Below are 25,610 nucleotides of genomic sequence, written 5' to 3'. Positions count from 1 at the left end.
AAAGAAAACGAACGGGGGAGAAGAAGATGACATACAATCAAATGCCAAAAGCTCAAGGTCTCTACCGTCCTGAATTTGAGCACGATGCATGTGGAATCGGACTATACGCTCAATTGAAAGGCGTAGCGTCACATGATATCGTTAAAAAAGGACTAAATATGCTTTGCCAGCTTGACCATCGAGGCGGACAGGGAAGCGATCCGCTAACAGGAGATGGAGCTGGATTAATGGTACAAATTCCACACGCGTTCTTTAAAAAGACATGCGTTGAATTGAACTTGCCAGAAAAAGGTCGTTATGGAGTTGGAATGATCTTTTTCTCAAATAACGAAGACGAGCGCCGAGAAATCGAAGCTTATATTAATAAATTAATTGAAGAAGAGGGACAAACGTTACTAGGTTGGAGAACTGTACCTGTAAATGTCGGAAAAATCGGAAAAGTTGCAAAAGAAAGCTGTCCGTACGTACGACAAGTATTTATTGGGGCAAATGACAGTATTCAAGATGACTTAGCGTTTGAACGCAAGCTGTATGTTATTCGCAAGCAAGCGGAAAATTGGGCGCAGGCGCGTCAAAACCGTTTTTATTTCACGAGTCTTTCAAGCAGAACAATTGTGTACAAAGGGTTATTAACGCCTGAGCAAGTTGATGCTTTTTATCTTGACCTACAAGATGAAGACTTTACTTCAGCGTTTGCTTTAGTGCATTCTCGCTTTAGCACAAACACGTTCCCAAGCTGGGAAAGAGCACATCCAAACCGTTATTTAATTCACAACGGTGAAATCAATACGCTTCGCGGTAATCAAAACTGGATGAGAGCGCGTGAACAGCAGTTTGTTTCGGACGCATTTGGTAAGGATTTGCCGAAGGTTCTTCCAATTTTAGATGCTGAAGGAAGCGACTCATCTATGTTAGATAATGCGCTAGAGTTCTTTGTATTGGCCGGCCGCAAGCCAGCGCATGCAGCGATGATGCTTATTCCAGAGCCTTGGTCTGAGAATCCGCACATGTCAAAAGAAAAACGTGCTTTCTATGAGTATCATAGCGCATTAATGGAGCCATGGGATGGTCCGACTGCTATTTCGTTTACGGATGGAAAGCAAATCGGTGCTATTTTAGACCGTAACGGTTTACGTCCAGCTCGCTATTATGTTACAAAAGATGATTACATCATACTTTCATCAGAAGTAGGCGTCATTGATGTTGAAGATGAAAATGTGTTATATAAAGATCGTTTAAGTCCAGGTAAAATGCTTCTAATCGATTTAGAGGAAGGCCGAATTATTTCAGACGAAGAAATTAAATCTGAAATGTCACAGGCTGAGCCTTATCAAGAGTGGTTAGATGAACAGCTGGTAACGTTGCCAGAAGTGCAGGGAGAAAAATCTGAATACTTCGATGATTTGGTTATTCGCCAGAAGTCATTTGGCTACACGTATGAAGATATTCATAAATATTTAGTTCCAGTTATTACAGAAGGAAAAGATCCGCTTGGTTCAATGGGTAACGATACTCCATTAGCCGTGTTGTCCGATCGTCCTCAATCGCTGTTCAATTACTTTAAGCAGCTGTTTGCTCAAGTAACGAATCCACCGATTGATGCTATTCGTGAACAGTTGGTTACATCGACAATGACATTGCTTGGTGCAGAAGGGAATTTACTGCATCCAACCAAAGAAAACATTCATCGAATTCAGCTTGAGACGCCGGTTTTAACAAACGATCAAACTCATCAGCTGAAGTCTGCCATTCATCCAGATTTCAAAAGTGCTGTTATATCTGCTGTGTTTACAAATGATTTAAAAGCAGATCTTGATCGCATATTTGCTGAAGCTGAAGCGGCAATTAACGCAGGCGCTAGCATTCTTGTTCTGACAGACCGTGAAGCGGGAGCTCAATCTGTAGCTATGCCAGCTTTATTAGCGGTCAGCGGGCTGCACCAGCACCTAGTGCGAAAAGGAAACCGTACAAAGGCGAGCATTGTAGTGGAAACAGGAGAAGCGCGTGAAGTGCACCACTTTGCAGCGCTTATTGGTTACGGCGCAGACGCACTTAATCCATATCTTGCTTTTGCAACATATCAAAATGAAATTAACGCAGGTACGCTAAACGTATCGTATGACTATGCTGTTGAGAAATATGTAAAAGCCGTTACTGAAGGTGTCGTAAAAGTAATGTCTAAAATGGGTATTTCAACGGTGCAAAGTTATCGGGGCGCACAAATTTTTGAAGCAGTTGGAATCAGTGCAGAGGTTATCGATCAATATTTTACAGGTACTGCCTCGCAGCTTGGCGGTATCGGTTTAGATGTTATTGCAAAAGAAGCGAAAACGCGTCATGACAATGCTTATGTTGAAACAATTGAGCAAACGTTAGAGTCAGGAAGCGACTTCCAGTGGAGACATACGGGCGAGCATCATGCGTTTAATCCAAAAACAATTCACACGCTGCAGTGGGCTTGTCGTAAGGGAGATTACAGCTTATTTAAAAAATTCTCTGAATCGGCTAATGAAGAACGCATCGGTTTCTTGCGCAACCTATTCTCGTTTAATGGAACGCGCTCATCTATCTCCATTGATGAAGTGGAATCAGTTGATTCGATTGTAAAACGTTTTAAATCAGGTGCTATGTCGTTTGGATCTTTAAGTCAAGAAGCTCATGAAACATTAGCGATTGCGATGAACCGTTTAGGCGCACGCAGTAACAGTGGAGAAGGTGGCGAGCATCCTAGCCGCTACACTGTGGATGAAAATGGAGATAATCGCCGCAGTGCGATTAAACAGATTGCTTCTGGCCGTTTTGGAGTGAAAAGTCATTACCTTGTGAATGCGGATGAGCTTCAAATTAAAATGGCACAAGGTGCAAAACCCGGAGAAGGCGGTCAGCTTCCAGGAAACAAAGTATATCCATGGGTAGCAGATGTGCGTGGATCAACGCCAGGAGTAGGCTTAATTTCACCTCCTCCACACCACGATATTTACTCGATTGAAGATTTAGCACAGCTTATTCATGACTTAAAAAATATAAACCGTGATGCACGAATCAGCGTCAAACTCGTTTCAAAAGCAGGAGTAGGAACGATTGCTGCCGGAGTAGCAAAAGGAGTAGCGGACGTTATTGTTATTAGCGGTTACGACGGAGGTACGGGAGCATCTCCAAAAACAAGTATTAAACATACGGGACTACCGTGGGAACTTGGCTTAGCAGAAGCTCATCAAACGCTTATGTTAAACGGTCTTCGCGAAAAGGTAGTGCTTGAAACAGACGGGAAATTAATGACGGGTAAAGATGTAGTCATGGCAGCACTTTTAGGAGCAGAAGAGTTTGGTTTTGCTACGGCCCCTTTAATTGTTTTAGGCTGTATCATGATGCGTGCATGTCACTTAGATACATGTCCAGTTGGAGTGGCGACACAAAACCCAGAACTTCGTAAAAAGTTCCTAGGAGAAGCGGATCACATCGTTAACTATATGAAATTTGTTGCACAAGAAGTGCGCGAAATTATGGCTGAACTTGGATTTAAAACAGTGGATGAAATGGTTGGACGTACAGACGTATTGAGCGTTAGCGAACGTGCGAAAAATCACTGGAAGGCGCAGCACTTAGACTTAACAACTCTTTTATATCAAGCTGAAGGTGTACGTACCTTTAAAACACCTCAAAACCATAAAATTGACCAATCTCTTGATATGCAAAAAATCTTGCCTGCGGTACAGCAAGCAATCGAGCACAAGTATCAAGTTGAGTTAGAACTGCCAATTTCTAATATTAACCGTGTAGCTGGAACAATTGTAGGAAGTGAAGTTACAAAACGTTACGGTGAGAAAGGTCTGCCAGAAGATACGATTACTCTTCGATTCACTGGCTCTGCAGGACAAAGTTTTGGTGCATTTGTTCCAAAAGGGATGTCTATGTATCTAACTGGAGATGCAAATGATTATATCGGAAAAGGATTATCAGGAGGTAAAATCATTGTTGCTCCACCTAAGGAAACAACAGCTGTGTCAGGTGAAAATGTTATCGTTGGGAACGTGGCGTTTTACGGTGCAACAAGCGGTGAAGCTTATGTTAGCGGGCTAGCAGGAGAACGTTTTGCGGTTCGTAACAGCGGTGTGAACGTAGTAGTTGAAGGAATTGGCGATCATGGCTGTGAATATATGACTGGCGGACGTGTTGTCGTATTAGGTGATGTAGGTAAAAACTTTGGTGCAGGAATGTCTGGCGGTATTGCTTACGTATTTGCTGATGATCAAGAAGTATTCAAAAACCTTTGTAATAAAGACATGATTGGGTTTGAGAGCTTAAAAGGAGAAGAAGCAGAAGAAGTAAAAGAGATGATTACAAATCATTTGAAATATACTGACAGTCATAAAGCAGCATTTGTATTAGAAAATTGGGAAGAATCGCTTTCGAAATTTGTAAAAGTGATTCCGAATGATTATAAACGCATGATGAATCGCATTGAAGAGCAAAAAGCAGCTGGATTAACGGAAGAAGAAGCAGCTATGAGTGCGTTTGAGGAAAATGCAAAACAAGAAAAGAAAGCATCGGCAAAACAACAAGAAGCGGTAGCTCAGTAAGAAAGGGGAGAGTACGATGGGAAAACCAACAGGATTTATGGAAATCAAACGTGAAAAAGGGAAGGAACGTGACCCGTTAAAACGTTTAGGTGATTGGAAAGAGTATGCTGCTCCTTTATCTGATGAAGCGCTAAGCCGTCAAGGAGCACGATGTATGGATTGCGGTACACCTTTTTGCCACATGGGAATGGATATTAATGCTTTTACTTCTGGATGTCCAATCTATAACTTAATTCCAGAGTGGAATGATTTAGTTTATAAAGGGCGCTGGAAAGAAGCTTTAGAGCGTTTAATGAAAACGAACAACTTCCCGGAGTTTACAGGACGAGTTTGTCCTGCTCCGTGTGAAGGTTCCTGTACGCTTGCTATTTCAGATCCAGCGGTTTCGATTAAGAATATCGAACGCGCTATTATTGATAAAGGCTTTGAGAATGGGTGGATTACTCCGCGTATTCCGGAGAAAAGAACAGGCAAAAAAATTGCTGTTATTGGCTCTGGGCCAGCAGGCTTAGCGAGCGCAGATCAGCTGAACCAAGCGGGTCATTCAGTAACGGTATATGAAAGAGCAGATCGTGCCGGCGGTTTATTAACATATGGAATCCCAAATATGAAGCTAGATAAAGAAGTAGTGGAAAGACGTGTTCGCTTATTGACACAAGAAGGTATTGATTTTGTAACGAATACGGAAGTTGGAAAAGACATTACTGCTGAAGAGTTAAAAGAACAATATGATGCTGTTATTTTGTGTACAGGAGCTCAGAAGCAAAGAGATCTAGTATTAGAAGGTCGTGAAGCAAAAGGAGTTCACTTTGCAATGGACTACTTAACAACTTCAACAAAAAGCCTTTTAGACTCTAACTTCAAAGATGGTCAATTTATTGATGCTGAAGGAAAAGACGTTATTGTTATTGGAGGCGGAGACACGGGAGCTGACTGTGTGGCTACTGCTCTTCGTCAAAAATGTCGCAGTGTTGTTCAGTTTGGTAAACATCCTCAGCTTCCTGCTGAGCGTACGGCAGATAATATGTGGCCTGAATATCCACATGTATTTAATCTTGAATATGCTTATGAAGAAGCACAGGCGAAATTTGGGGACGATCCACGTGAATATTCAATTCAAACGAAAAAAATCGTGGCAGATGAGCAAGGCAATCTGAAAGAACTTCATACGGTTCAAATGGAAAAAGTAAAAGGTGAAAATGGACAGTACATCTTTACCGAAATTCCAGGAACAGAAAAAGTATGGCCAGCTCAGCTTGTCTTTATTGCGATTGGGTTTGAAGGTCCAGAGCATCCGGTTCTATCAGCGTTTGGTGTTGAAACGAAAAATCGTCGCGTAGATGCAGCGTATGGAAATTACAAAACAAATGTTGAAGGTGTTTTTGCTGCTGGTGATGCTCGTCGTGGGCAAAGTTTAATCGTATGGGCTATTCATGAAGGTCGTGAAGTAGCTAAACAAGTTGATAGCCATCTAATGGGAGCAACTGTATTACCATAACAAAAAACCGTCACAATTGTGGCGGTTTTTTGTTTATCTAGGATTTGATACGTCATTTCCTCTGCGTAAATTTTCAAATGAAACGGTTAAAATCGTGTTAGTAATTCGAACTTGTGAAGCGGGGGAAACGCTGTATAAGTTAAAAAGTTCAAATATCCAGGGATCACGTTTTTTCAGCTGTCGCGCGGCTTTTTCGACGCGTTCGTTAATAGATCCGCTGTAATTGTTATAGTTATCATCAACAAACCTTACAATGGAACGAAATAAGTATTCTGTTAGTTTGCTATCCATCCCGCCTCGTTGAGCATCTCTGTAGATGGACTGATACTGGCGTTTTAAAATTTTCATCACTCTGTCTACATCGCGTGTAGATCTAACTTCCTCTTCCTCATGCAGGATATAAGAAAATAAGTCTTCATTGTATCTATAAGGTTCTAAATAATTTTCATTCGTAGTAGGAACCACTGGATGGTAGTAGCGCGGCATATAAGGGTAAACCCATTGACTGTACATGAGACATTCACACCTCCCTCGTTCATTTCCCATTAGTTTATGCACTAGAGTGCTAGCTGCTGCATGTTTGTTTTAAATAAAATTTAGGGGTTTGATAATAGGACCACCCTCTAAATTCTTGATAAGTCGATACAAAATAAATGTAAATCGGTGTATTTAGCAGGTCTGGATAATGTTGAAAAAACGCTTGGTCTCCGTAAAATATTGCTTCTAAAGCAAGCGGAAGCTCCCGGCGAAAAATGTGATAACGAAGCTGTGCTTGCTCGCGGCTGAACTCACCTCCACTAACAAAAACTTCGCCTTGAATAACTGCTTTTCGGTCTGTTACGTGAAGAGCAGCTAGTACTTCATCGCGCATATTTTTATCTATCGCCTTGTTGTTATATGAGCATCCGATGCTTAAAAAAGCTGACCCGTTGTATCAGAATGAGTAAGAGTATATTTTCTTCCGGAAACCGGATAGGAGGAAGTAGCAGGGGGAATGAGAGTCGTAGAGAGTTTTGAAGAATTAAACGAACTCATAGTCATTGACACTCCTTTTTTTGAATAAATTTCAATATTATACGGCACTATGGGCACAGATGTGATAAATGTCTACTTTCTTTCTGCAAGAAAGGCGTTTTAATGTACTTTTTGAGAAATGGATGGTAATATTTAACTAAAATTATGCGTGTACAGTCCCCGAAGATTGTCTTCAAAAGCAAATGTGAATGGAGGTTATCACTTGAATATCACAACGTTTGACGGTAAGTATGGAAACTGGTTAACGACTAAAAATCCTCTTCAATTTCAAGCAGCGACTGCCTATGGGAACATTGGGCTGGCTCCTATCTATTGGGGAACAAAAGAAGAAAAAAATGGATGGTATTACATGTATCAGCCTGAAGAAATAACGGGCGTTCAAGTAGAAGGTGAAGTTGACGGTGGTAAATTTCTCATTCGAATTCCTGATGACTGGAATGGAAAGTTAGTTATGTCGGGAGTTCCAGCTACCAGAGATGAGAAATCAACGGATTTACTGTTCAGCGACTATGTGTTGGCAAAAGGGTTTGCGTTTGCTGCTTCTGATAAAGGGACACAGGGAGAAGAAGTGAGAGATGATCCATTTGCTAAAGCAAAGAACGCTCTAGTCAAAGAAGAAGACTCCATTAGAAAATGGCATATTCAATACCGGGAAGTGACAAAAATTGCTCAGAGATTTTTGTTTGAAAATTATCGTCACAAACTTCAAAAAGAAGTGACAGAATATTTCGATATAAAAACGTATGCTTTAGGTATTTCTAATGGGGGTTATGTTGTTCGCTATGCTTTAGAAAACGATGGGAAAAATGAAGAGCCTCAGCTTTTTAATGGAGGGGTTGAATGGGAAGGGGTTATGTGGCGAGCTGATCACGATAACTTGATTACTTCCCTAACACCTGTTGTAAATCATGCGGAAGAAGCACTGTATACGGTAGGTGAATCGCAAAAAGAAGCTTTGCACCGGTTGTATCAAGCAGGGTTGCCAAAGGGATCTGAGTTTTTATGGCCATATCATGACCAGTATTATTGGTTTTTAACGCTTAATATATATAGAGATGAGTTTGACAGTCAAGCACCTGGAAGCATTCCGTGGCAAAAATACTTGACGCTTTTTGAAAACGGAGTTAGAGATCGTTCATTAGATTCTATTTTTGAAAAGTATGATTATCAAGAAAGACCGCAAGATGTTAAGCAAAAAGTTCGTGAAATTGAAAATACAGGTGATATTTCCGTTCCGTTGATAAGCATTACAGGGTCGTTAGATGCTCTTATTTTTCCGGATATTCATGCTTATCCTTATGAACAACTGGTAAAAGATGCTGGTAAGCAGCACCTTCATCGTCACTATGTAATTGAAAATGGAAACCACATTGATAGCTTAGTATGGAATCATCAAATTGACCCAGATCGAAAGCTTCAGCCTCTCCTGCCTTATGTGTATCAAGGATTTGAACTGCTATGTGATTGGGTGGAGAACTTTGAAGAACCTCCGAAAAATAAGAAAATAAGTGTGCCTCTCAAGGAAATGCATGTAAAGGATCTAAAAACAGAGGAAGACGTGCTGCCGTTGACTACCAAGAAAAGCATATCAACAGAAAAATAAATCGTTGAAAACCGTGCCGAAGGTGCGGTTTTTAATTTGGAAAAGCACCATTTGAATAAAAATAGCTTTGGTAAATGCAAAATATTATAGTACGATAAGAAAGGAATATACGTTATTTGTTATTTATTTTCATCTATTTAAAATAAAAATAATAAAAACATTGAACAAAACCGAACTTTTGTGTTAGATTAATAACTATAATTCGTACATTTATTAAATGGCTACAGTTGAAAGGAGCAAAAAACATCATGACAGCGAAAGTAATTAAAGGAAAAGAAGTAGCGCAAGAACTGCGCGCCGCATTAAAAGAAGAGGTAGCTCAATTAAAAACAAAAGGTATCGTTCCTGGTTTAACCGTGATTTTAGTAGGAGAAAATCCTGCTTCGCAATCATATGTAAAAGCAAAAGCAAAGGCTTGTGAAGAAATCGGTGTTGCATCTGAAATTATCAAACGCGACGTAACGATTACTGAAGAAGAGCTTTTAAACGAAATCCATCACTTAAATGGAAATCCATCTGTTCATGGTATTCTTATTCAACTTCCATTACCAAAACATATTGATGAAAAGGCAGTATTAAATGCTGTATCTCCTAAAAAAGATGTAGATGGCTTCCATCCAGTAAGCGTAGGGAATATGGTCATTGGCGATGAGTGCTATTTACCATGTACACCACACGGTATCGTTGAGTTAATTAAACGTTCAGGTGAAGAAATTTCAGGTAAACATGCGGTAGTAATTGGACGAAGCAATATTGTTGGTAAGCCAGTATCCATGCTGTTACTTCAAGAAAGTGCAACGGTAACAATTGCTCACTCTCGCACAAAAGATTTATCTGCTTTAACAAAACAAGCTGATATTCTTGTGTCAGCTGTAGGACAACCTAGACTTATCAAAGCAGATGATATTAAGCCGGGTGCCATTGTAATTGATGTAGGCAACACAATGGAAAATGGTAAACTCGTTGGTGATGTTGATTACGAAGCGGCTTTAGAAGTTGCAGGTTATATCACACCAGTACCAGGCGGCGTTGGTCCGATGACCATCACAATGCTATTAAAAAATACGGTAGACGCTGCTAAAACAATTAACAGCGTAAAATAATAAAAAGTTAAAAATCCCGTGCGTATATGCACGGGATTTTTTTGCTTCAGTAATGGAATGAAAGCTAAAAGAATAGAATGTAACAATCTGTATAGAAAGAGGAGGAAGCCATGGTTACGCTACCTGCAACGGTATATTCTCAACAAATGGTGAAGAAAAAGTTAAACGTTTACTATCCAGCTGTTCATTTGACTAATCCAGCTGTTCAGCACAGCATTAACAGTAAAATCTTGCAGCGTACGAATGAATTAATACGTCAGCAGGGATATGGAGAAAATCCGGATACAGAAGAAACGGGTTATTATGAGTTGAAAACAAACGAGCGAAATGTGCTCAGCTTAACGCTCGTCAATTTTGCTTATTCCGGGGGAGCGCACGGATTGACCGTGGTAGTTCCGTTAACGTTTAATGTGCTGACTGGAAAAACGTATCAACTAAAAGATTTATTTAAAAAAGACAGTGATTACGTGAGTGTTCTTTCTAAAATAGTAGGAGAGCAAATAAAAGAGCGTGATATTATGGTTCTTGGAGAATATAAAGGAATTAAACCAGATCAAGATTTTTATATCGCCGATAAATCACTTGTACTATTTTATCAGCTGTATGATCTGGCTCCTTATGTATATGGAATTCCTTACTTTCCAATTTCTATCTATGCTATTCAAGATATTATTGCAGATGAAAGTCCACTTGGACAAATGTTTGGATAAAGTTATAAAAAATTGCGGTGCGGCCGTACGTATCTTTTTAATTCGGCCGCTAATTGCTGACGAAGCGAACGAACGCCAATCGCTTCAGCAATATCTTTTGCTACAGGAAACACCCCGATTTTAGTGATATGAACACGGAGATAACCCTCATACAAGCATCCTCGCTCCGCATGCTTGATTTTGGTGCGTACAACAGCTTCTATTTTATCGTTTTCATTTTGCAAAGGGTAAGAATCTGTAATATGAAAACGAAAAGAATATTCCTCCATCACCATCATCCTTTTTTCTATGATATGTACAAGCATACTATACAAATAGTGAATCAGAAAAAATAAATGTGTCAAAAGAACAAAGCGCAAAGCAATCAAGGAAGCAGTTTCTTGCATGTAATGATCATTATTTGTGAACCATAACAGAAAAAGACAAAAAGCTGGAGTTGCGATGATAAAAATAGCATTCAAAGGATTACTTATTATTTTATCTTTATATATTCTTTATGTGGTTATAACGGCGGTGGTTCTCTTTTATGTACCTTTAAAAACAGGAGAGGAAACGGCCTCAATTAAATCGGCTAGCTTTTTTGGTCACAGTGAGTCTACGGACCGAGTGAGACTTCTTGAAGATGGTTATGAGGCAGGAAGAGTTCGTATTCAAATGATTCAAGAAGCTGAGAAATCGATTGATATTGCTTATTACTCAATAGGAAAAGGAGAGTCAACTGATTTAATTATGGCCGCTCTTTTTAAAGCAGCTGATCGAGGCGTCCATACTCACGTTCTTTTAGATGGGATAGCTAACGGCTTACGGGGAAACCGAAGAGGCGTGCTCTATGCATTAGCTTCACATCCTAATATTGAAGTGAACTATTACGAGCCGTTTCAATTGTTTAAACCTTGGGCGTGGCAAAATCGTATGCATGATAAAATAATGGTTGTAGACGGACAGCTAGGCATAATAGGGGGACGGAATATAGGAGACAAATATTTGGCTAAAAAGCCTCCTCCAGACTTCGTCTATGATCGTGATGTCTTTATTACAAACAGCAAACATAAACAAGACAGCGTCATCACTCAAATGCAAAATTATATAAATGAATTATGGACTCATCCTTACACTAAAAAAGCTTTTCATCATCTCACACAGTACCAGGTCGATCAGGGAAAGAGGATGAAAGCTTTGCTGCTACAGCAATATGATAAAGCTAAGCAAGTAGGAGAAACATTTGCGACGCCTAAGATTAATTGGAATGCTTCCACCGTTCCTACAAAGCGTGTTTCTTTTATTCATAATCCAATTGAACGCTTTAATAAACGACCTTTTATGTGGAAAACGTTTATTAACCTAGCAGAAGGAGCTAACCGCTCTGTTCTTATTCAAAGTCCTTATGTGGTGCCTACCACTGCGATGAGAAAGTATACAGTCATGAAAAAGAAGCCAGGCGTTCAATGGACGCTACTCACAAATTCAGTTACATCTACGCCCAATGTGTTGGCTTTTTCCGGGTATATCAGTATGCGTGATACGATTATGAACACAGGTGTAAAGCTTTACGAATACCAAGGACCTTATTCGATCCATGCAAAGTCTGTGATTTATGATCAAAGACTTAGCGCCGTAGGCTCTTTTAATTTAGATTCCCGTTCTACATTTTTGAATAACGAATCAATGGTCATTATCGATAGTCAAAAATTCGCAAAAGAGTTGACGACGGCGATGGAAAACAAAATGGATAAAAGTATTCTTGTTGCCAATCACAAGCGCTGGGTGAAACCTCCTGAAATCCAAAAGAAAGAAGAGCCTGTTATGAAGCGTACCTTACTGTATACCCTTGCAAAAGTAACTAGGTTCTTTAAGGAGTTTATTTAAACAACCGGCAGTAGAACAAAAAGCACTCAATGAACATTTATTGAGTGCTTTTTGTTACATACCTTATAACTAAGCTCATACAACGATCACATCACGTAAATTATCCCCTTTCATTTGTTGGGAAAAATCGGTAGTATAAACATAATAAACAAAAAGGAGGAAGGTACGTGGAAACTGCTGTTTTAATGAAACCGGATGCAGCTTATAAAAAGGCTTATATGAGCTTTTATCATGAATGGAAAGCAAGCGGAGAAAAAATGATTCCATGGGTAATTGCTAAAGATCCTGCTTACTTTGAAAAAATGGTTCAAGAGTTATTAGATGCAGAAAAAGGGATCGGATTAAAAAAAGGATATGTACCCGATTCCACCTACTGGCTAATGCATCACGAAAGAGTAATAGGGGTAGTTAACATCCGCCATGAGCTAAGTGAAATACTTCGAAACAGCGGAGGACATATAGGGTATGGTATTCGGCCGAGTGAAAGACAAAAAGGATATGCGAAGCTGCTACTGAGGTTATCTCTTCAAGAAATTAAAAAGCTGGGAGTTCAACGGGCATTAGTTGTGTGTGATGATTGGAACACCGCTTCTCGTCGAACTATTTTGGCAAACGGTGGTATACAAGACGAGGATTATATAGAAGAGGGCGGAGCTGTTGTTCAACGCTTTTGGATTCATACGGATAAAAAGGCATAAAAAAGAGATGAATTTTTTAATTCACCTCTTTTCTGCTTAGTCATATTGTTTTAAAGCTAACTTCAGCCGCATATAGGTATACATAGCGTATGCCTGTCTTCCTTTTAAACTGTACGGATTTGCTTTGGAGCAAAGACAGTCAAGGAATTGCTCATCACACGACCGGCAGGATCCGTAATCTTCATAGCATAAATCATGGTATTTACAGCAGCAGTCTACATCATTTACAGGACATCCGGGACCACTGCATCCGGGACCACACCATTTATAGCCGGGGAAGAGGCAGGGTGTGGCTTTCCGTTTGTTCGGAACAGACATAATCATACATCCTTTTCAATAGTCTCTTTACATTAAATGCAAGAAAGAGAAAAGAGACAGGGACAAACACCTTGCAGCAGCAGCCTAATTTTCATGAGTTTCTATTTAATCGATAAATGCGTCATTCATCCGCATTAATAGTTTGCCAAACAGTTCCTTTTCTTCACTTGACCATTTTTTTAACATACCATGATAGCGTTCAAGACGCATTTGCTTATCAGTTTGCAGCATTTGTTTCCCGCGTGTTGTGATGTCAAAAAGGCTGACTCGTCCATCCGAAGGGTCAGAGGAGCGAGAAATAAGCTTTTTATTTTCTAAAGCAGCAGCCTGTCTAGAAAGAGTTGAAATGTCGAGTTTAAATGCTTCTGCCAGTTCTTTTACACGAGCTGGTCCAAATTCATCTAATTGCCGCAGTAATAAATAAGCTGATCTTTCTAGGTTTCCTATTTTTTTTTCGGAATTATCAAGATAGACGGCTCGTCTAATAAAGGTAGTAAGTTCATATTCAATCAATTCAATTGAATTCTTTTTTTGCATCATAATCGCCCCTTACAAAATCATTCATTGACAAAGAAATATATACTTGTATAATACAAATGTATATATAGTTGTATAGTACAAGTAAAAGCAGGTAAAGTAAAGGTGTTTATATAGTTAAATGTTAGACAACATGACAAAATAAAGAGAGGAGGACAGCTGTTCTTTATCTATAGGACAGTGACCTACAATGAAAGTGATACGAATCATTTTACAAATTGCGATTCTTTATGCTTTTTCTATGATTGGCGAAGCTGTTCACCATATGCTTCATCTGCCTATTCCAGGCAGTATTATAGGCTTAATTTTAATGCTCATTTGCTTAACGTGCAAAGTTGTTCCCATCAAAATAATTGAAGACGGAGCAAGTTTCTTGTTATCTTTTTTACCGCTATTATTCATACCGGCTATGGCTGGTGTGATGAATTACCCTTCGCTTCTTTCAAGCAGCGGAGCGGTTTTATTTTTAATTATTGTGCTTAGTACGATTGTTACGATGGCCGCCGCAGGGACTGCCAGCCAACTTTTGGAAAAGAAAGCGAACAAACGAAAGGAGAAACAACAGTGCAAGAATTCTTTATCGCGGTCTTTATAATCGTAGCTACAGTTGCTTTGTATCTAGTCATGGCAAAAGTATACGTACGGTTCTCCTATCCGATTCTTATTCCTGTTTTAACTACAACCATATTCGTTATTCTTCTTTTGCTTGCTTTTCATGTTTCCTATGATGAGTATATGATTGGAGGCAAATGGATTAATTCACTTCTAGGACCAGCAGTTGTTGCATTAGCGTATCCACTCTATAAACAACGTGAGATGCTAGTAAAGTACAGCGTTCCTATTATTGGAGGGGTATTTGTAGGGTTATTCGCAGGCATGATCAGCGGACTTGTGTTTGCTGAAGTATTTGGGGTGGATCGAAGCCTGATTTTATCCATTATTCCTAAATCTATTACTACTCCGGTAGCGATTCAAATTGCCACAGGACTAGGGGGCGTTCCATCGATGACCGTGGTATTTGTTATGATCGCAGGTTTTTCGGGCGTGATTCTTGGACCGCTACTTTTAAAATGGATTCGGATCAAGAGTTCTTTAGGAAAAGGAATTGCACTAGGCAGCGCTTCCCATGCGCTAGGAACTTCCAAAGCATTTGAATACGGTGAACTAACGGTATCGATGAGTTCAGTATCAATGACGTTAAGTGCTGTACTAGGATCGGTTTTTGGACCGATTGTTGTCTGGCTATTCCAGGTATAAAGTGAGATAAAAGAAAGTGAATATAAAAAAACATCTTGTTCCAATTGGAACAGGATTGTTTTTTTATTACGAAAGCATAAGTTTTGTCCGCAGCAAATTTTAAGTTGTGCGGCTCTTACTCTGGCACTATAATAAAAAGAAAGAAAATTCATAAAATAACCGCTTTTTTGTTGTTCTTGGGAAGGCTAGTCAATTGTCGCACGGGTAAGTAGGCTTAGTCAAAGTTATATACGCAGTAAAAATAGCAGAAAAGAGGAGCTGAACGTATTTTATGAAAGAGGAGCTCGTGTATATAGGAAAGAAGATTCTTGAACATAAATATAGCTTGTCAGAAAAATTAGCCGAACGTTTAGATGCTACACATACGCTAAGTCTAGAGGAATTGAAAGAAAAGAAAATTCTGAAGTGGCGAGTGTCGATTATGGAATACTTTGGGAGAGCTCTATTTGAAGAACAGGAGGCTGTACTTAAACTTGTTAAAGAATGGGCACTTGATACGGGTAAATACGCAGTGGAAAAAAATATTCCTTTAGAAAAAGCACTAGGTATCCTTCCAATCTATCGCAGCGTTATTTGGGATGTATTTACAAGAGAACTAGAGGAGCATCAGTTTGCTGCAATTACCATGCTGCATGTCAGTGAACGAATTGATCCACTTTTAGATACGGTAACATGTGTTTTTGGTCAAATTTATGACGAGCATAATCGATATATGATGAATTTAGCTTATACGTCACTAGAAGAACTTTCAGTTCCGCTCGTACCCGTTACAAAAGGAATCGCTATTATGCCGATTATTGGAGAAATTGATACCCACCGCTCGCAAGTTATTATGGAAACCTGCTTGAAAAAAGGGACAAGCCTTCAATTATCTTATCTTATTTTGGATATTTCAGGTGTAGTGATTATTGATACAATGGTAGCAGACAATCTTTTTAAAATTCATCGATCTCTCAAATTGGTGGGAGTAGAAGCTATTATAACGGGGATACGACCGGAAATTGCCCAAACGGTAGTCAAATTAGGAATTGATTTTAATCAAATGAAAACAGAAGCAAATTTAGAAGCGGCTCTTTTAAAAATTGGGTTTACACGTCCTGAAGAACATAGCCGCACGCATTTATCACCACAACGCATAAAATGACCGGCCGTAAATATGCATTTCAGCAGGCAGAAAGTAATTGCATAGTAAAAAAGCGGATGTTAATCAACATCCGCTTTTTACTTAATAAATGCGATATGCCATGGCAGCACAAAGGCATAAACGAGAAAGTATACCGCTATTGAATAGATAAAAAACCAGCCGTTTAAATGCATATAGCCACTTTTAATCATTCCGTATTCTATAAGTAGTGAACCAGCGCAAAAAAGAAGGGATAAAACCCATTTATTTTTAGCAGTTAAGTAAGCTAAAAATAAAATGGAAAGGGAAGGTAGAATAAACGTATAGCTTACAATATCTCCAATTCCTGTAACTTTTGGATCTCCCAAATCAATCACGTTAAAAACACGCGTAATGATCACATCACAAAGCCATCCCATAAATCCAACTACGCTAAACGTGATATAAAAATCTCGCCAAGTTAGCTGTCGTTTAAATAAAATAAGGGCAAGAATAAATAAACATAAACTAACGGTAATAGGAAACCACAAACCATGTGCAGCTAAGTCTAAATGCTGAATTGCTTGCTCCAACATTGTTCACCTCAAAAGGAAGAGTTAGTGTTGAAGTTAGCCTATGTTATGGAAAGTATTTTATACATTTTCTACACGTTGCGCGTATATTCTTCTCGCAAGATTGAATATAACTTTAAGTCTTGATGAGCTCCCTTAATAAACATGGCTTTTCGAATCGTTCCTTCATAAGACATACCGATTTTTTTCATCACTTTCTCAGATGCGGCATTCTCAACAAAGCACCTCGCCTGAATACGGACTAAATCCATTTCTTCAAATCCAAACGCAATTACTTTTTCAGCTGCTTCCGTAACAAACCCCTTATTCCAATATGCTTCAGAAATCGCATAGCCAATTTCCGCAATGCGATGAGTAGGGTTCCAAGTGACAAAGTCAATGGTGCCAATACATTTTTTCAAGGCTTTGATTTCCATAGCCCAAGGAGAAATGGATTGGTTGCTGTACTGCTTTAAAACAAAGGAAACAAACTCTTTTGTATCTTGAAGCTTTCGGTGCTTTTCCCAATTTACATATCTGCTTACCTTTTCATTTGAGGCATATTCAAACATGTCACGCACATCTTTTTTGGTAACTTTCCGCAAGCGCAGTCTTTCTGTTTCTAGTGTGGGTAAATTTCCGTATATATCTTTTACTTGAATCATAAAGTTGTCTCCTTTCTCAGCAAGAAGTGAATGAAGTGTTGATAAGAATGTTTCATAGAAGCTGCAGCATCCAAGAAAGACGCTTTTCATTTCATGTACTTGATTCTTTAATTGTAAAATATTTCATTGCTGAGCGTAAGAGGTCAAATAGCTTTTTAAAAAATAAAAAAATTATTTTCTACTGTTCATAATCAGTTCACATAAGCTTGTTAGACTAAAGTCAGAAATTACGAAGGAGTGAAATGAAACACATGAACAGTGAAGTGAAAGAAGAACGGACTTCAAACAAGAAAAGAATAGACTTATTTTTAGTTCCAATTGTTTTAATTGCAGCGTTTTTGAACTTATTTAAAATTTGGACAGATGAATACGCCAACGCTTATTACACGGCAGCTGTCAAAAGTATGCTTCAAAGTTTTCATAATTTCTTTTACGCATCTTTTGATCCAGGAGGCTATGTAACGATTGATAAGCCGCCGGTTGTGTTTTGGATTCAGACAATTAGTGCCAAAATATTTGGGTTTCACGGATGGAGTGTCATTTTACCGCAAGCATTAGCGGGCATCGGTTCAGTCCTTTTACTATACGTACTCGTAAAACGTACGTTTGGCGTATGGGCTGGGAGGTTTGCTGCTCTTGCCATGGCTCTGACGCCAATTGTACCGGCGGTAAGCCGAACAAATAATATTGATAGTATGCTTGTGTTTACATTATTAGTAGCAACATGGATGTTGTTTCGTGCTGTGCGTACGGCTAAATTTGGCTGGGTGTTAGCAGCTTTTGCGATGATTGGTGTTGCCTTTAATATGAAAATGCTTCAGGCATACATGGTTTTACCAGCATTTTATGTTTTCTATGTAGTGGCAACTAAAATTACATGGAAAAAGAAAATAGCTTTTTTAACAACAGCAACTGCACTGATGCTCGCCGTTTCTGTCTCATGGGCAGTTGTAGTAGATTCAACTTCTGCTGATAAACGGCCTTATATGGGAAGCAGTCAAACAAATTCAGTTCTAGAGCTTGCTTTTGGATATAACGGTATCAATCGTTTAACGGGAAATACAAGCGTGATGGGAAGCAGTCATAAACAGCCTGCTCAAGCTCAGCAGCAAACAGCAAGCAGTGAAACAAAACAAACGAGTAATTCAAATGTTGAGTCTTCACAAAGCTCAAATCAAAGCAAGAGCAGCTCTTCTCAAAAGATGCAGGCTCCAGGTGGAGGAAATCAAAACGGAATGTTCAACACAGGGAACCCTGGTCCATTCCGACTGTTCCAAAAAGGATTATCAGATCAAATCAGCTGGCTATTGCCATTTGTAATCTTCTCAATCGTAGGTCTATTTGCCGGAGTGAAATTTAAAGGACCTTACACAACAAAACAAAAAGAAAGTTTATTTTGGTTAGCTTGGCTGCTGCCAGTAGCTGTTTTCTTTAGTATCGCAGGATTTTTCCATCAGTATTATTTAATTATGCTGGCACCTCCAATCGCCGCATTTGCAGGAGCGGGAGCGGTAGCTTTATGGAGCATGTACAAACAGCGTAATGGCTGGAAATCATGGCTGTTGCCGGGCGGTATTTTAACAACGGCAGCGCTTCAAGTATATATTATGTCTCCTTATATCAGCTCAATCGGCGTAGCACCAATTGCAGGTGTAGGGGCACTGGGCGTCATTTTAGCTCTTGTTTTAGCTGTTCGTAAAGAGCGTAAAAATTCTGTAACGAATTATTTAGGGGTAGCAGCAATGGTTGTCTTGCTAGCAATGCCCGCGTACTGGGCAATGACACCAATTATTTATGGTGGAAATAGCATGCTTCCAGCAGCAGGTCCTGATTCTTCAAGCGGTATGGGAGGACCTCCAAGCACAGCAACGAATAGCAAACAGTCTGGCTTTAACGGCATGCAGCCTCCAGGAAGCTCTAGCGGCAATTCATCATCGAACAATCAAATGCAGCCGCCAAGCGGTTCATCGAACGGCGGTCAAATGCAAATGCCGGGCGGTTCGTCCAATAATGGTCAAATGCAAATGCCAGGCGGTTCATCCAATAATAGTCAAATGCCAAATAGCTCTTCAAGCAAATCATCATCTTCAAAACGAAAAAGTGGAGGGATGAACGCAGAAGTAAACAAAAAGCTACTAAACTATTTAACAAAAAATAATACAGGTGAAAAATATTTGTTTGCCACAACGGATTCAACTTCAGCTGCGCCTTACATTATCGAAACGGGCAAACCAGTCATGGCAATGGGAGGATTTAGCGGTTCAGATCCAATTCTAACGGTGAGTAAATTAAAAGCCATGATTAAAAAAGGTGAAGTGAAATATTTCTACTTGTCTGGAATGGGCAAGGGAGGCCAATCTGACGTTATCACGTGGATTAAAGAAAATAGTAAAGAGATTCCTTCTTCCAAATGGCAGTCTACTTCATCAAGTTCTCAGCAAGGACCATCTGGAAATGGAACATTATACGAAATAACGCTTAAATAAGGAGGACATGAACATGAGTTCAATTGTTAAATATTCTATTGTTGTTCCTGTCTACAACGAAGAAGAAGTGATTCATGAAACCTATCGCCGTCTAACAGAAGTGATGCGTTCAACGAAAGAAGCTTACGAGCTTCTTTTCGTGAACGACGGCAGTAGAGACCGAACGGCAGAAATCATTAAAGAGTACAGTGAGCAAGACCCAGCCGTTGTTTTATTAGATTTTGCTCGTAACTTTGGTCATCAAATTGCTATTACAGCTGGTATGGATTATGCAAGAGGAGAGGCGGTCGTTGTGATTGATGCTGATTTGCAAGATCCGCCCGAATTGATTTTAGAGATGATTGAAAAATGGAAGCAAGGGTTTGACGTTGTATACGCTAAGCGTACAAAGCGAAAAGGAGAAACATATTTTAAAAAGCAAACGGCTGCTATGTTTTATCGTTTCTTACGTGCAATGACTGATATTGATATTCCTCTCGATACAGGGGATTTCCGCTTGCTAGATCGTAAAGTATGCAATCAAATGAATAGCATTCAAGAAAAAAATCGCTTTGTACGCGGATTAGTAAGCTGGGTGGGCTTTAAGCAAATAGCAGTAGAATATGAGCGAGACGAGCGTTTGGCCGGGGAGTCGAAATATCCTTTGAAAAAGATGCTGAAGCTTTCAATGGATGGCATTACGTCTTTCTCCTATAAACCGCTGAAGCTAGCTAGCTATGCTGGTGTAACGCTATCTGGTATCGGTTTTATTTATCTTTTTGTGGTGCTGTATTTGAAGTTATTTACAGACAGTACCATCACCGGGTGGTCGTCGTTAATTGTCATTCAGCTATTCTTTAGCGGCATCATTTTAATTATTCTTGGTATGATTGGAGAATATATTGGCCGCATCTACGATGAAACAAAAAATCGTCCGCTCTATATCGTCCGTGAAAAGTATCAGCTTGAAACACGCAAGGAAGTATCACTTCGTGACTAACAAATGGCTACCTTTAATTAAATTTGCGTTAGTAGGAGTTGTAAATACACTGATTGATTTTGCAGTATATGCACTTTTAACAACAATCGGTGTGAACTATATACTAGCGCAGTGGATTTCATACAGCGCGGGGATTTTAAACAGTTATGTCATGAACCGTAAGTGGACGTTTAAGAAAAAAGAAAAAAGACAGTAAGCGTGAAGTGATTTCATTCGTGGTCGTGAATTTAATCACTTTATCCCTAACATCTTTTCTGTTGACTGTTCTATATAATAAATGGGGTATATCGCTGCTAATCAGTAAACTTTTGATCACAATCGTAAGTGTCGGTATCAATTTTATTGGCACTAAATTATTTGTATTTACTACTAAAAAAGAAAGAGGGATTCATATATGACGATAAAAAAAGCAGTTATTCCAGTAGGCGGTTTAGGAACTCGATTTTTGCCGGCGACAAAAGCGCAGCCCAAAGAAATGCTGCCAATTGTCGATAAGCCTGCTGTACAATACATTGTAGAAGAAGCTGTGAAATCAGGTATTGAAAGTATTATTTTTATTACAGGTCGAAATAAAAAATCAATTGAAGACCATTTTGACAAATCAATTGAACTAGAGCAAATGCTTGAAGAAAAGCACAAGTTCGAAATGTTAAAAGAAGTACAAACGATTTCATCAATGGCCAGTATTCACTATATTCGTCAAAAAGAGCCGTTAGGACTTGGTCATGCTATTCTTTGTGCTGAGCAGTTTATTGGAGATGAGCCGTTTGCCGTTCTTCTTGGAGACGATATTATGACTTCTGAAGAACCTGCGCTCAAACAGATGATTCAAGCGTATGAAACGACTAATCAATCAGTTATTGGAGTTCAAAAAGTGGATGTGGAAGAAGTATCAAAATACGGCATTATTCAGCCGAAAAATAAATGCGGCAGCCTTCATGAAGTGAATGACTTGATTGAAAAACCATCGATAGAACAAGCTCCGTCAACTATTGCCGTTATGGGCCGCTACATTTTAAACCCTTCTATTTTTTCTTATCTAAAAACGATTGAAAGAGGGGTAGGAAATGAATTACAATTAACAGATGCACTGCGCGTGGTATGTGAAAAAGAGCGATTGTTTGCTCTTGAACTTGAAGGGCAGCGCTTTGACATTGGAGATAAGGTAGGCTATATGAAAGCAATGGTAGAAGTGGGGTTAACGCGCAGAGATTTACGTCAAACGTTTTTATCGTATTTGGAAGGAATTGTAGAAAAAGAACGAGCAAACAACTTCAGCTAATAAGAGTTAATCAGTTTGTTCATATTCAGTTCATATTTGAAGTATAAAATCATTGTATGATCTTATGTGGCTCTCTGTTTGGTATAAACAGAGAGCTTACTGTGCGTAAAAGCTGGACAAACTTAGGAATAGGGAGAGACATGTATGATTCAAATATTAGTTGCAGATGATGATCAACACATTCGAGAGCTGATATCATTATATTTAGAAAATCAAGGATTTAAAATTATAAAAGCAGCAGATGGTGAAGAAGCGTGGGCGAAAATGGAAGAGTTTCGAATTGATCTAGCGGTCGTTGATATCATGATGCCATTTAAAGACGGATGGGAACTAACAAAGGAAATTAAGGAGTATTTTGATATACCGGTTTTGATGGTAACAGCTAGAGGCGAATCGCATGATAAACTAAAAGGATTTGATATCGGAACAGACGACTATGTCGTGAAGCCTTTTGATCCTCAGGAAATGGTTGCTCGTGTAAAGGCCCTTTTACGCAGGTACCGAGTAGAAGCTAACAATGTAATTTATATGGGGAATATAAAATTGGACCGTACCAAATTAGAGATGAGTGCAGGAGAAACAAGCGAACAGCTGCCGCTAAAAGAGTTTGAATTACTGTTCACGTTAGTTAGTTCTCCAGGAAAGATTTTTACTCGTGATCAGCTTATTCAATTAATTTGGGGATATGATTATGAAGGTGATGAGCGCACGGTAGACGTTCACATAAAACGTCTGCGAGAGAGGCTTAATCATATGGCAAACGTCGGTATGGAAATCAAAACAATTCGCGGACTAGGCTATAGAGCAGAAGGGTGTTAACGTGAAATCAATTTATGTAAAGCTGGTACTGTCGTTTATTATTACGATTTTATTGAGCGTTGTGATTACCGTTGTCGTCACGACATTTCTTAGCAAGCAGAAGCTTGAAATGCGATTAGGTCAGGATATGGTGAAGATGGGAGAAGATTTTATCGATTTGTACGGAGCAGAAGACTCCGACAAAGCTGCAAGGTTTTTATCTAATTCATCATTCATTCATTTTTCGTTTATTATTATTGATGATCAGCATAAAGAAAAAGTATTAGGACAGCCAGGACCGCCTATTCCAATTACACCGAAAGAAGTAGATCAAGTATTAGACGGAAAGCGTTATTCTAATTTAAACGAGGAAAAAGAGGATCGTCCACAGCCAAACGTAGTGGGTCTTCCTTTTAAAGAAAATGGACGGTCGTATGCTCTATTTATTCAGTCTCATCCCCAGCGGCAATTTTCAGTTATTCAAGATGTTCAAAATATCCAGCTTATTACGATTTTATTAGTAGGTATTGTATTGTTTGCATATGTTTCAACGATTATTATTAAACCGATTAAGCGTCTCAGTACAGCGATGAAAGTTGTCGGACAAGGAGAATACAATGTGCAAGTCGAGCACGCAGCGAATGATGAAATCGGTCTGTTAACTAAAAACTTTAATCAAATGACTAAAGAATTAAACAAAATAGAAACGATGAGGCAAGAGTTTATTGCTAGCGTTTCGCATGAAATTCAATCACCGCTTACTTCAATTCGCGGTTTTTCAGCGGCACTTAAAGATGATATCGTGAGCGAAAATAAAAAGAGACAATATTTAACGATTATTGAAAAAGAAAGTACAAGACTTTCTCAGCTTAGCTCTAATTTACTAAAACTTGCTTCTCTTGACTCTGAACATCAAACGCTGATGCTAAAACAATACAGATTGGATGAACAAATCAGACACGTGGTTATGGCTTTAGAACCTCAATGGACAAAAAAGAACATAGAAATTGACCTCGATTTATCTAATGTTCAAATAGAAGCAGATCAAGACTTGTTAGAGCAAGTCTGGTTAAATTTGATAACCAATGCTATTAAATATACGTCTGAACATGGATTTGTGAAAATATCCGTTTATCTAAAAAACGAAGAAATATTCGTAAAAGTAAAGGATAATGGAATTGGTATTTCACAAGAAGATCAAAAATATATTTTTGAAAGCTTTTATAAAGTAGATAAATCGAGAACGTTAAAAGGAAGTGGGCTTGGTCTAGCTATTACCAAAAAAATTGTTCGACTGCATGAGGGAGCCATACATGTAGAAAGTAAAAGTGATCAAGGAAGCACCTTTACTGTAACATTACCTATCCAAAAAAATAGGACTAAAAAAGACTCGTCTGTGTAAGTTCATGCAGATGAGTCTTTTTTAATAGGTCAAAGATATAAAAAAAATTAATACTATCTATTTATTTTTTTAATCCCTACTTGACATATAGGTAAAGTGTAAATAATATAGATAGTATAAATCTTTTGAAAAAATTGGGATGCTAAAGAAGCTGATCGGTCAACCGAAGGCTCATACTTGTTCGCTACTAGTGTGGGCTTTTTCTGTACAGCGACTGTGGCTATTAATATCTCAATTTTCAAATGAACATATGGGGAGGATTACCATGCATTTATCTTCTGCTCATTATACAAGTACTTATAGATGTTGTTCGTGTTGTTTATTCAATTGTAACTAAAATATAAAATTATTTATGAATAGGAGAATGATAAAATGGCTTCAATTACACAAGAAAAATTAGATTATATCGTTAAACTACTGACTGAAATTAACTATGGATCTGTACTAATTACTCTTCACGACGGACAAATTACTCAAGTGGACAGCACGGAAAAAAACCGCTTTTTAGCTAAAAGCAAAGTAGCCAGCCACAAGTAAGCCTAATTGAATATTTTTTTGAGAAAGTCAGAAGGACTGGTCTAGTTAGCGACGTCTTGACAGTAGGCGGCAAAAAAGTGCTTTGTTAAATATAGAAAATATGCGTGGTTGAAAAAGGATTGACTTTCTTTTGAGACAAAGATTTAGAATCTTTCAAATTCAAGGTGGATTATAAGCTTTATGAGTATGACATTTTTTAAAATTATGAAGGTCTGACAGTTTCATTCCTGTGCTGATCGGATTACCGAAGGCTTCTGACCTGTGTTAGGAGTCTTTTTTATTCTTAAATTAATATAATAGGAGGAGAAAAGATGGAAAATTTATTACGAGCAGCGGTGCGGCAAAGAAAACAATACCTCATTGAAGAGTTACTGAAAAAAGGGATTTACAAAAAGAAAAATATCATCTTTTTGAACTCACACTCTCTGACTTAGAAAAAGAGTATCGGGCACGCAGTAAGTAAGGAAAACACGTAAAAAGAACTAAAATAAGTGTAAAAAAGATTAAAAACCTAGTTGACTAATAGGTAAAGTGTGTTTATTATAAAAACAAGAATAAATTGTCTTTTCAGAAAGTATCTTC

Annotated in this window: 22 protein-coding genes and 3 pseudogenes; 18 read left to right on the top strand and 7 right to left on the bottom strand. The window is 38.7% G+C overall.

The window, feature by feature from the left end:
- The first annotated feature begins 26 nt into the window (after positions 1-26).
- The gene (gltB, locus tag N178_RS03775) at positions 27-4,580 is read left to right on the top strand and encodes a glutamate synthase large subunit (RefSeq protein WP_045290573.1); all 4,554 of its coding nucleotides are present in this window, start codon (positions 27-29) and stop codon (positions 4,578-4,580) included.
- Between the two features lie 16 nt (positions 4,581-4,596).
- A complete protein-coding gene (gene gltD / locus N178_RS03770; protein ID WP_013082931.1) occupies positions 4,597-6,078 on the top strand; it encodes a glutamate synthase small subunit in 1,482 nt (493 codons plus the stop codon).
- Between the two features lie 33 nt (positions 6,079-6,111).
- Here gltD and N178_RS03765 read toward each other — a convergent pair whose 3' ends face one another.
- Both N178_RS03765 and N178_RS03760 read right to left on the bottom strand, forming a co-directional pair.
- Positions 6,112-6,591: a hypothetical protein gene (locus tag N178_RS03765; protein ID WP_045290571.1), complete on the bottom strand. Its 480-nt coding sequence runs from the start codon at positions 6,589-6,591 to the stop codon at positions 6,112-6,114.
- Positions 6,592-6,643: 52 nt separating this feature from the next.
- A pseudogene (locus N178_RS03760) lies at positions 6,644-7,113 on the bottom strand (staygreen family protein).
- A 202-nt stretch (positions 7,114-7,315) separates the two neighbouring features.
- Here N178_RS03760 and N178_RS03755 point away from each other — a divergent pair.
- From N178_RS03755 to N178_RS03745, 3 genes are all read left to right on the top strand, one after another.
- Positions 7,316-8,716 (top strand): tannase/feruloyl esterase family alpha/beta hydrolase, encoded by a 1,401-nt coding sequence (locus tag N178_RS03755; protein WP_045290569.1) that lies wholly within the window; start codon positions 7,316-7,318, stop codon positions 8,714-8,716.
- A gap of 248 nt (positions 8,717-8,964) precedes the next feature.
- Complete coding sequence (folD, locus tag N178_RS03750; protein WP_029714058.1) at positions 8,965-9,819, top strand: bifunctional methylenetetrahydrofolate dehydrogenase/methenyltetrahydrofolate cyclohydrolase FolD; 855 nt, start codon at positions 8,965-8,967, stop codon at positions 9,817-9,819.
- Between the two features lie 110 nt (positions 9,820-9,929).
- Entirely contained in the window at positions 9,930-10,529 is a 600-nt protein-coding gene (locus tag N178_RS03745; protein ID WP_045290565.1) for a DUF3298 and DUF4163 domain-containing protein, read from the top strand.
- A 2-nt stretch (positions 10,530-10,531) separates the two neighbouring features.
- Here the strand turns inward: N178_RS03745 and N178_RS03740 are convergent, their stop codons facing one another.
- Positions 10,532-10,798, bottom strand: a complete 267-nt coding sequence (locus N178_RS03740; RefSeq protein ID WP_028413557.1) for a hypothetical protein — start codon at positions 10,796-10,798, stop codon at positions 10,532-10,534.
- Positions 10,799-10,970: 172 nt separating this feature from the next.
- On the opposite strand from N178_RS03740, the gene N178_RS03735 reads away from it, so the two are divergent.
- Together N178_RS03735 and N178_RS03730 are read left to right on the top strand one after the other, a co-directional pair.
- Positions 10,971-12,395: a phospholipase D-like domain-containing protein gene (locus N178_RS03735; RefSeq protein WP_045290560.1), complete on the top strand. Its 1,425-nt coding sequence runs from the start codon at positions 10,971-10,973 to the stop codon at positions 12,393-12,395.
- A 185-nt stretch (positions 12,396-12,580) separates the two neighbouring features.
- The gene (locus tag N178_RS03730) at positions 12,581-13,093 is read left to right on the top strand and encodes a GNAT family N-acetyltransferase (RefSeq protein ID WP_045290630.1); all 513 of its coding nucleotides are present in this window, start codon (positions 12,581-12,583) and stop codon (positions 13,091-13,093) included.
- A 36-nt stretch (positions 13,094-13,129) separates the two neighbouring features.
- On the opposite strand, the gene N178_RS27410 is transcribed toward N178_RS03730, so the two are convergent.
- Both N178_RS27410 and N178_RS03725 read right to left on the bottom strand, forming a co-directional pair.
- Entirely contained in the window at positions 13,130-13,411 is a 282-nt protein-coding gene (locus tag N178_RS27410) for a hypothetical protein (RefSeq protein WP_074681570.1), read from the bottom strand.
- A 105-nt stretch (positions 13,412-13,516) separates the two neighbouring features.
- Complete coding sequence (locus N178_RS03725) at positions 13,517-13,948, bottom strand: MarR family winged helix-turn-helix transcriptional regulator (RefSeq protein WP_045290558.1); 432 nt, start codon at positions 13,946-13,948, stop codon at positions 13,517-13,519.
- A gap of 190 nt (positions 13,949-14,138) precedes the next feature.
- Between N178_RS03725 and N178_RS03720 the strand changes: the two genes are divergently transcribed.
- The 3 genes from N178_RS03720 to N178_RS03710 all read left to right on the top strand — a co-directional run bounded on the left by N178_RS03720 (position 14,139) and on the right by N178_RS03710 (position 16,349).
- Complete coding sequence (locus N178_RS03720; protein ID WP_033578834.1) at positions 14,139-14,543, top strand: CidA/LrgA family holin-like protein; 405 nt, start codon at positions 14,139-14,141, stop codon at positions 14,541-14,543.
- Positions 14,513-15,205 carry an LrgB family protein gene (locus tag N178_RS03715; protein ID WP_028413552.1) on the top strand — a complete coding sequence of 231 codons (693 nt, stop codon included), beginning with the start codon at positions 14,513-14,515 and terminating at the stop codon, positions 15,203-15,205. The genes N178_RS03720 and N178_RS03715 overlap by 31 nt, the downstream gene beginning before the upstream one ends.
- 271 nt (positions 15,206-15,476) lie before the next feature.
- Positions 15,477-16,349, top strand: a complete 873-nt coding sequence (locus N178_RS03710; protein ID WP_045290555.1) for an STAS domain-containing protein — start codon at positions 15,477-15,479, stop codon at positions 16,347-16,349.
- Between the two features lie 77 nt (positions 16,350-16,426).
- Here N178_RS03710 and N178_RS03705 read toward each other — a convergent pair whose 3' ends face one another.
- Entirely contained in the window at positions 16,427-16,903 is a 477-nt protein-coding gene (locus N178_RS03705) for a hypothetical protein (protein WP_045290553.1), read from the bottom strand.
- Positions 16,904-16,971: 68 nt separating this feature from the next.
- Positions 16,972-17,544 carry a GNAT family N-acetyltransferase gene (locus N178_RS03700; RefSeq protein WP_045290551.1) on the bottom strand — a complete coding sequence of 191 codons (573 nt, stop codon included), beginning with the start codon at positions 17,542-17,544 and terminating at the stop codon, positions 16,972-16,974.
- A gap of 242 nt (positions 17,545-17,786) precedes the next feature.
- Here N178_RS03700 and N178_RS03695 point away from each other — a divergent pair, with 242 nt between their 5' ends.
- The 8 genes and pseudogenes from N178_RS03695 (at position 17,787) to N178_RS03665 (ending at position 25,491) form a co-directional block, all read left to right on the top strand.
- Positions 17,787-20,030 (top strand): glycosyltransferase family 39 protein, encoded by a 2,244-nt coding sequence (locus N178_RS03695; protein WP_045290549.1) that lies wholly within the window; start codon positions 17,787-17,789, stop codon positions 20,028-20,030.
- A 13-nt stretch (positions 20,031-20,043) separates the two neighbouring features.
- On the top strand, positions 20,044-21,009 hold the full coding sequence (locus N178_RS03690; protein WP_045290546.1) for a glycosyltransferase family 2 protein: 966 nt from the start codon (positions 20,044-20,046) through the stop codon (positions 21,007-21,009).
- A pseudogene (locus N178_RS27970) lies at positions 21,002-21,407 on the top strand (GtrA family protein). The gene N178_RS03690 and the pseudogene N178_RS27970 overlap by 8 nt, the downstream one beginning before the upstream one ends.
- Positions 21,404-22,291 carry a UTP--glucose-1-phosphate uridylyltransferase GalU gene (galU, locus tag N178_RS03680; protein WP_045290544.1) on the top strand — a complete coding sequence of 296 codons (888 nt, stop codon included), beginning with the start codon at positions 21,404-21,406 and terminating at the stop codon, positions 22,289-22,291. The pseudogene N178_RS27970 and the gene galU overlap by 4 nt, the downstream one beginning before the upstream one ends.
- Positions 22,292-22,435: 144 nt before the next feature.
- Positions 22,436-23,110, top strand: coding sequence for a response regulator transcription factor (locus N178_RS03675; RefSeq protein WP_045290542.1), 675 nt, complete (start codon positions 22,436-22,438; stop codon positions 23,108-23,110).
- 1 nt (position 23,111) lies between these two features.
- Positions 23,112-24,491, top strand: coding sequence for a sensor histidine kinase (locus N178_RS03670; protein ID WP_045290540.1), 1,380 nt, complete (start codon positions 23,112-23,114; stop codon positions 24,489-24,491).
- Between the two features lie 372 nt (positions 24,492-24,863).
- Complete coding sequence (locus N178_RS25700; RefSeq protein ID WP_013056824.1) at positions 24,864-25,028, top strand: YezD family protein; 165 nt, start codon at positions 24,864-24,866, stop codon at positions 25,026-25,028.
- Between the two features lie 311 nt (positions 25,029-25,339).
- A pseudogene (locus tag N178_RS03665) lies at positions 25,340-25,491 on the top strand (Fur-regulated basic protein FbpA).
- Positions 25,492-25,610: the final 119 nt, after the last annotated feature.

Origin of the sequence: Priestia aryabhattai B8W22, from assembly GCF_000956595.1 — a bacterium.
Lineage (GTDB): Bacteria > Bacillota > Bacilli > Bacillales > Bacillaceae_H > Priestia > Priestia aryabhattai.
Note: the sequence above shows the minus strand (reverse complement) of the source record. Positions and strands in the feature narration are given on the sequence as shown.